1 protein-coding gene is annotated in these 1,214 nt (G+C 28.7%); it reads right to left on the bottom strand.

Annotated features, from left to right (window positions below):
• Positions 1–164: 164 nt before the first annotated feature.
• Complete coding sequence (locus EUBDOL_RS00435; RefSeq protein ID WP_004797418.1) at positions 165–674, bottom strand: restriction endonuclease subunit S; 510 nt, start codon at positions 672–674, stop codon at positions 165–167.
• Positions 675–1,214 lie beyond the last annotated feature (540 nt).

Raw genomic sequence — 1,214 nt, 5'->3', positions numbered from 1 at the left:
TCTAAAGATATCCTGAAAGAGATCATCTCTTGATACCTCTGTAAGTTGTTTTTTCGATACGCTTATATACCGATGCAGGTCTATGATCGAAGTCTGTTACTCGATGCATATGAGATCGATTCTTAATGATCCTGATATGATAGTTCATTATTGTCTCAGCAATCTTATTTTTCATCACGGTTTAATCTGAAGTTTGCAACTATTCGATGTGTCCTGAGTGGGGGTAGAGAAAATAAATGAAAATAATGATTTTGTACAAAATGCTTAATAGTTACACCTTTAAAATAATTATCCAATATTTTGGAGACTTTATAAAAAGATAGAACTCTTTGATAAAAAACTGGATTAAGTTTTTCATAAAAGCGAACACGATGTAACGCATTTTGATAATACATTGTTTTATTTTTGTTCCACACTGCTGACCTTCCTGCATCTCCACCTTCACAAATTAATAAATCTCCATCTTGAAGCAAATATTTTTGTTTTTCTGCCTCATTAAATTTTGCAATCTTGATAGTATTCATATCAATGTAATCTGATTGGATATTAATACTACATAAGTATGGAACAGATTCACCAATATCTTTTGTTTTATTTAGTGTTTTTCCTAAATAAGATTCTGCAATATCATTAATGTGTACCCATTCCCAATTATCAGGTATCTCAAAAGGCAATTCATCCTCAATACATCGTACCTCTTTACCTATCTGCTCATAATGAAGATTATAGGAATGTAATATATTACTAATTACTTCTGTATTATTAGTCTGCTATATTTTTAAGTATTACTTTCACTAGATACGACATACTGACATATACCATACAACACCAAGAAGATAGGGGTAACCAAAATTAAGCAGGGTTTAGTGTAAAATTCAGTAGGGTCTTTTAATAGGGTTTACTGATAAAATAAAGAAAAGGATAGAAACAATTCGATTACTGTGTCTATCCTTTTTAAGTGCTTAATTCAAATAATAATAATTATTTCATTTTATCTATTTTTATTATAAGATTTTCTTTTTTTCCTTTGTAACTATGAATTTGTTTGGTTGATTTAGGTGTTCCTAGAACTGTATCGAACTTAGTTTTATTAAAATCAATATATGTTTGCTTCTAGTTTTTATATATTTCAAACTCGTCATCAACTTCATAAAATATTTCATGTAAATGCTATGTACTTAAATAAATATGAAAATATTTAGTCGAATTGTAGG

This window comes from Amedibacillus dolichus DSM 3991 (genome assembly GCF_000154285.1).
Taxonomy (GTDB): Bacteria; Bacillota_I; Bacilli_A; order Erysipelotrichales; family Erysipelotrichaceae; genus Amedibacillus; species Amedibacillus dolichus.
The sequence above is the reverse complement of the archived record's forward strand: the minus strand, read 5'-3'. Positions and strand labels throughout refer to the sequence as shown.